The organism is Pseudomonas sp. E6002 (assembly GCF_013385565.1).
In the GTDB taxonomy this organism is placed as follows: Bacteria; Pseudomonadota; Gammaproteobacteria; order Pseudomonadales; family Pseudomonadaceae; genus Aquipseudomonas.
Genome location: NZ_JACAPT010000058.1, coordinates 1 through 6,231, shown reverse-complemented (window position 1 = coordinate 6,231; position 6,231 = coordinate 1). Strand labels below are relative to the sequence as shown.

Genomic DNA, 6,231 nt, shown 5'->3' with positions numbered 1-6,231 from the left:
CCAAAGCCGGAGTGAGGGCACACCGAGCCTAGGCGAGGTGCCGAGTGGTGGGGCAAGAGCGTTTTGCTTACTTTTGCGCTGTTCAAAAGTGAGCCGCTGTAAGAGCGAAACCAATATCAGCCGTTACCAAAAAAACGGATATGTACTCCGAGCCAAAAGCCGGACCAACTTCAACGTCTTCTGTGGTCACTTATGGAAAAGTCAAAGCTTCGCAAAACAGGAATGGCCCTGGCCCTGGCAATCGCCGCCGCCCTGACCATCTACACCGTGCAGGCCCCCGCAGACGCGCCGCAATACCTGACCGCCACCGCCGAACGCAGTGACATCGAAAACGCCGTCCTGGCCACCGGCCTGCTCGAAGGCGTCAAGCAGGTCGATGTCGGCGCCCAGGTTTCCGGCCAACTCAAATCCCTGAAGGTCAAGGTCGGCGACAAGGTCAAGAAGGGCCAATGGCTGGCCGAAATCGACCCGTTGATCCTGCAGAACACCCTGCGCAAAGCCCAGGTCGACGAAGAAAACCTCCAGGCCCAACGCCGCGCTACTGCGGCGCAACTCAAGGAAACCAAATCCGTCTACGAACGCTATCAGGGCCTGCAGGAGGACGAATCCGTGTCCCGCCAGGACTTCGAAACCGCCGAGTCCAATTACGAGGTACAGCGCGCCAACCTGATGTCCCTCGACGCCCAGATCAAAAGCGCCCACATCCAGATCGACACCGCCAAGATCAACCTGGCCTACACCCGCATCGTCGCGCCAATCGACGGCGATGTAGTGGGCATCGTCACCCAGGAAGGCCAGACCGTGATCGCCAGCCAACTGGCACCGGTGCTGCTCAAGCTCGCCGACCTGGACACCATGACCGTCAAGGCCCAAGTCTCCGAAGCGGACGTGATCCACATCAGTCCGGGCCAGCAGGTGTATTTCACCATCCTCGGCGAGGCCGACAAACGCTACTACGCCAAATTGCGCGGCACCGAACCCGCCCCGCAGAATTTCCTCGAAACCCAGACCGCCGGCACCCCCAAGCAAAACACCGCGGTGTTCTACAATGCGCTGTTCGACGTACCCAACCCCGACCACCGCCTGCGCATCGCCATGACCGCCCAGGTGCGCATCGTGCTCGACACCGCCAAGGCCGCACTGACCGTGCCGGTGGCCGCACTCGGCCCGCGCAATGCCGATGGCAGTTTCCCGGTGCGGGTGCTGGACGCCAAGGGCAAGGCCAACACGCGGCAGGTGCAGACCGGCATCAACAACAACGTCAAGGTGCAGATCCTCGATGGCCTGGCCGAGGGCGACAAGGTGGTGATCGGCGATCCATCGCCCGCCGTGGCGGGGGGCTGATTGATGAGTCAGCCACTGCTGGAGCTTAAAGGCATCGTGCGCAGTTTCATGGCCGGTGACCGCGAATTCATTGCGCTCAAGGGCATCGACCTGACCATCCACGCCGGGGAAATGGTCGCGATTACCGGGGCCTCGGGTTCGGGTAAATCCACCCTGATGAACATCCTCGGTGGCCTCGACTACGCCACCGCCGGCAGCTACAAGATCAATGGCATCGAAACCCGCACCCTGGGGGATGAGCAACTGGCCGAGCTGCGCCGCGACTACTTCGGTTTTATCTTTCAGCGTTACCACTTGCTCGCGCACCTGAGCGCGTTGCACAACGTGGAAATGCCGGCGATTTATGCCGGTACGCCGGAAACCGCCAGGCACAGCCGCGCCGGGGAATTGCTGGCACGCCTGGGGTTGTCGGGGCATTTGACCCATCGCCCGAGCCAGCTGTCCGGCGGCCAGCAACAGCGCGTGAGTATCGCCCGGGCCTTGATGAACGGCGGCGAAGTGATCCTCGCCGACGAACCCACCGGCGCCCTCGACACCCACAGCGGCAAGGAGGTGATGCGCATCCTGGCCGAGCTGCACGCCGCCGGGCACACGGTGATCATCGTTACCCATGACCCGAAAGTCGCGGCCAATGCCCAGCGGATCATTGAGGTGCGCGATGGCGAGATCGTCAGTGACCGCGCCAATCAGAGTGTCGGCCTCGACCTGCCCACCGAAGCGCCCATCGAGCCCAAGCGCAGCGGTGCGCGCAAGTTGGTGGCGAGCCTCGGGCTGTTCAAGGAGGCTTTCAACATGGCCTGGGTGGCGCTGATTTCCCATCGCATGCGCACCTTGCTGACCATGCTCGGCATTGTCATCGGCATCACCTCGGTGGTGTCGATCTCGGCCATCGGCGAAGGCGCCAAGCGCTATGTGCTCAAGGACATCCAGGCCATTGGCAGTAACACCATTGATATCTTTCCCGGCAAGAGTTTTGGTGACAGCCGTGCGTCAGCCATCGAGACGTTGTTGCCGTCGGATGTGGATGCGCTGAACCAGCTGTATTACGTCGACAGCGCCACGCCGGTGGTGGGGCGCAACCTGTTGCTGCGTTACGGCAATATCGACCTGGACGCCCAGGTCAATGGGGTCAGCGATCGCTATTTCCAGGTCAAGGGCCTGAAGCTCGAAGCCGGAATTACCTTCAGCGAAAGCGACGCCCGGCGCCAGGCCCAGGTGGTGGTGATCGACCACAACGCGCGCCATCGGCTGTTCGCGCCCGGCGTGGATCCGTTGGGCCAGGTGATCCTGGTGGGCAACCTGCCCTGCACCGTGATCGGGGTGACGGCCGACAACAAAAACATGTTCGCCGCCAGCAAGGCGTTGAACGTGTGGGTGCCGTACGAGACGGCAGCGGGGCGGCTGTTGGGCCAGCGTCATCTGGACAGCATCACGGTGCGCATCAACGACGGCCAGCCGAGCAAGGTGGTGGAAGAGAACGTCACCAAGCTGATGTTGCAACGTCACGGCACCAAGGACTTCTTTACCAACAACCTCGACAGCATCATGCAGACGGTGCAGAAAACCAGCCGTTCCCTGGCGTTGCTGCTGTCGTTGATTGCAGTGATTTCGTTGCTGGTGGGCGGTATCGGGGTGATGAATATCATGCTGGTGTCGGTGACCGAACGCACCCGCGAAATCGGGATTCGCATGGCAGTGGGCGCGCGGCAATCGGATATTCGCCAGCAGTTCCTGGTGGAAGCGGTGATGGTCTGCCTGATTGGCGGGATGATCGGCATCTCGCTGTCATTCGCCATCGGCTATCTGTTTTCGTTGTTTGTGAAAGAGTGGGAAATGGTGTTTTCCCTGGGCTCGGTGGTGACGGCGTTTGCGTGTTCGACGTTGATCGGGATTGTGTTCGGGTTTGTGCCGGCGCGGAATGCGGCGCGGTTGGATCCGATTGAAGCCCTGGCCCGGGATTAGGCCGGGAAGAGATCAAAAAATGTGGGAGCGGGCTTGCTCGCAAATGCGCTGGATCAGTCACACATGTATTGACTGACACTGCGCATTCGCGAGCAAGCCCGCTCCCACATTTGTTCCTCGGTGTTCTAGAGAGTGGCGTTTTCTTCTGTGGAATACATCCACCGCATCAATGAATGCCGGCCACTGATGCCCATCTTGATCGCTGCCCGCTTGAGGTAGCTCTCGATGGTATTGACCTTCAGTGCCAACTGCTCCGCCAGTTCCGGCGCGGTACGCCCGGCCAGCAGCCCCACGCACACCTCAAGCTCCCGGCTGGACAGGGCCAGCCCCGATTGCGCGAGGCGCTCTTCAAAGCGCCGGCGCAAGGTGTCGATGCCTTGTTGCTGCGGCGCTTCGCTGTCCGGACCGCTGGGTTGCAGGGCGCTGATGTGTTTTTCAACCATCGGCAGCAGCAGGGAGGAGAAGTCTTGCAGGATGATCCGCTCCTGCTGGGAAAAACTTTCGCAGGGGTTGGAGCGATACACCGACAGCACGTAGCTGACGTCATCCTTGCGCCGGGTCAGGTGCAGTTGGGCGGCGGCCTGGGCCTCTTCCTGCCCTGGCAGCGGGTCGGTGTACACCGGGCTGACCCCCGTCATTCGCGAACTGCCGCCCTTGCGCGGTGAACTCACAGGCATTTGCGTGATGTGCGTCGCGTCGACCGCCAGTTGGGTGAGGATCAGGTCGTGCAGCATGCGCGGGAAATGCCGGCTGCCGGTGCTGGCGATGACTTTGCCAATGTGGGGGAACAGGTGTGAGTTCATCATTTCATCCATGAGTTTCAATGAGGGCGGCGTACAGGGCAGTGATCTCCATGACTGCCGCCTCGTATGCTAGTACAGGCTTTCGCAAACGGGCCAATGAATGGATCAAATTTTTTGCGGTGCAGGGCGCAACGGGAGAAGCCCGACCTTTTCAGGCCGGGCTATTGATAAACGTCGCGCCTGCCTGTGAATTTACTTCAAGCGTGATGAACGTTGTGTTGCACCGCCCGGGATTTCGGCTTTACGGCACAGGCCTGCAGGGCTTGGGCAACGTCGGCCAGCAGGTCGGCGACATCCTCAAGGCCCGCCGAGAGTCGCACCAGCCCTTCGGAAATCCCGTGGTGGGCGCGCTGCTCCGGGGTGTAGGTGGAGTGGGTCATGCTGGCCGGGTGCTGGGCCAGTGACTCGGCGTCCCCCAGGCTCACGGCCCGGGTGAACAGCTTGAGGGCGTTCATGAAGCGTCGGCCCATGTCGATGCCGCCCTTGAGTTCAAACGCGATCATGCCGCCGGATTGTTTCATCTGCCGCGCGGCCAGTTCGTATTGGGGGAAGGAGCGCAGGCCGGGGTAGGTCACCCATTCCACCAGGGGATGGGCCTGCAAGGCTTCGGCGATGGCCAGGGCGTTGCTGCAATGGCGGTCCATGCGCAGGGCCAGGGTCTTGAGGCCGCGCATCAGCAGGGCGGCGTCCTGGGGTGACATCACCGCACCGGTCAGGTCCTTGAGCCCTTGCAGGCGAATGCGCTGGGCCAGGGCCTGGCTGCTGACGGCGATGCCGGCGGTGATATCGCCGTGGCCACTGAGGTATTTGGTGGCCGAGTGCACCACCACATCGGCGCCCATTTCCAGCGGGCGTTGCAGGTAGGGCGTGCAGTAGGTGTTGTCCACCACCACGGTGATCCCGGGTTGCCGGTGGGCGATCTCGGCGACGGCGGCGATGTCCACCAGTTGCAGGTTGGGGTTGGCCGGGGTTTCGAAGTAGATCATGCGCGTGGCCGGGTTGATGGCCTCGCGCAGGGCGTTCAGGTCGGTGAGGTCGACGTGGCGCACCTTGATGCCGAATTCGCCGATGCCGTGGTGCAGCAGGGCGAAGGTGCAGCCGTAGAGGGTCTGGCTTACGATGATTTCATCACCTGGGCGCAGCAGGGTCCAGAACGTCGCGGCAATTGCGCCCATGCCGGAGCTGAAGGCGACGGCGGCTTCGCCGTTTTCCAGGGTGGCCATGCGCGATTCCAGCAGGGCCAGGGTGGGGTTGGAGATGCGGGTGTAGAAGTGTCCGCTCTCTTCGCCGGCGAAGCAGGCGGCTCCGTATTCGGCGGTGGGGAAGGCGAAGGTTGCCGTCAGGTAGATGGGCGGCACGAGGGCGCCGTGGTGGTCCTGGGGGTCATAGCCGTGGTGGATGGCGCGGGTGGAAAAGCCGAACGTGTTGTGTTTATTTTTCATGGTCGGACGCTCCTTATTTCCTACAATGCTATGCTTATAACGGCGGCCGAACGTTCCATAGTTTGCTGGGAAAAGCCGGTAGATTGGGATAAAAAACAATAAAAACGACGTTTTGAGGCAAGATATGCCCATGCATCTGGATCGGACTGACAAGGCACTTTTAAACGCCTTGCAGGGTAATGCGCGGTTGACGGTGGCGGAGTTGGCGGAGCGGGTGTCGCTGACCACTTCGCCGTGTTGGCGGCGGGTGAAGAACCTTGAGGACAGCGGGGTGATCGGCGGTTATCAGGCGATCCTGTCGCCCAAGGCGCTGGGGTATGGGGTGACGGCGTTTGTCAGCATCATGATGGATACGCACTCCCGGGAAGTTGCCCGGGCGTTTGAGCAAAGGTTGCTGGAGATTCCCGAGATTGTGGCGTGTCATAACGTTTCGGGGCGGTATGATTTTTTGTTGGAAGTGGTGGCGAAGGATCTGGAGTCGTTTGGAGAGTTTGCGCGGGAGGTGTTGCAGGGGTTGCCGTGTGTTAAGGAGATTTACTCGAGTTTTTCTTATAAGTCGGTGCGGCCGTTGCGGGTGATTCCTTTGCCGGAGTGATGGTGTGTATATCCGTTATTTGGGTAACGGCTGCTTATGGTTTCGCTCTTACAGCGAGTCACTTTGCAAAAGCGGCAAAGTAACC

5 protein-coding genes are annotated in these 6,231 nt (G+C 61.1%); 3 read left to right on the top strand and 2 right to left on the bottom strand.

Going from position 1 to position 6,231, the window contains the following annotated elements:
* The first annotated feature begins 192 nt into the window (after positions 1 to 192).
* Positions 193 to 1,344 carry a macrolide transporter subunit MacA gene (gene macA / locus HX815_RS31050; protein WP_032898521.1) on the top strand — a complete coding sequence of 384 codons (1,152 nt, stop codon included), beginning with the start codon at positions 193 to 195 and terminating at the stop codon, positions 1,342 to 1,344.
* Positions 1,345 to 1,347: 3 nt separating this feature from the next.
* The gene (locus HX815_RS31045) at positions 1,348 to 3,306 is read left to right on the top strand and encodes a MacB family efflux pump subunit (RefSeq protein ID WP_177029471.1); all 1,959 of its coding nucleotides are present in this window, start codon (positions 1,348 to 1,350) and stop codon (positions 3,304 to 3,306) included.
* Positions 3,307 to 3,431: 125 nt separating this feature from the next.
* Here the strand turns inward: HX815_RS31045 and HX815_RS31040 are convergent, their stop codons facing one another.
* Together HX815_RS31040 and HX815_RS31035 are read right to left on the bottom strand one after the other, a co-directional pair.
* Positions 3,432 to 4,121 carry a helix-turn-helix transcriptional regulator gene (locus HX815_RS31040; RefSeq protein ID WP_177029470.1) on the bottom strand — a complete coding sequence of 230 codons (690 nt, stop codon included), beginning with the start codon at positions 4,119 to 4,121 and terminating at the stop codon, positions 3,432 to 3,434.
* 185 nt (positions 4,122 to 4,306) lie between these two features.
* A complete protein-coding gene (locus tag HX815_RS31035; RefSeq protein ID WP_177029469.1) occupies positions 4,307 to 5,551 on the bottom strand; it encodes a methionine gamma-lyase in 1,245 nt (414 codons plus the stop codon).
* 124 nt (positions 5,552 to 5,675) lie between these two features.
* Here HX815_RS31035 and HX815_RS31030 point away from each other — a divergent pair, with 124 nt between their 5' ends.
* Positions 5,676 to 6,146: an Lrp/AsnC family transcriptional regulator gene (locus HX815_RS31030; RefSeq protein WP_008430161.1), complete on the top strand. Its 471-nt coding sequence runs from the start codon at positions 5,676 to 5,678 to the stop codon at positions 6,144 to 6,146.
* Positions 6,147 to 6,231 lie beyond the last annotated feature (85 nt).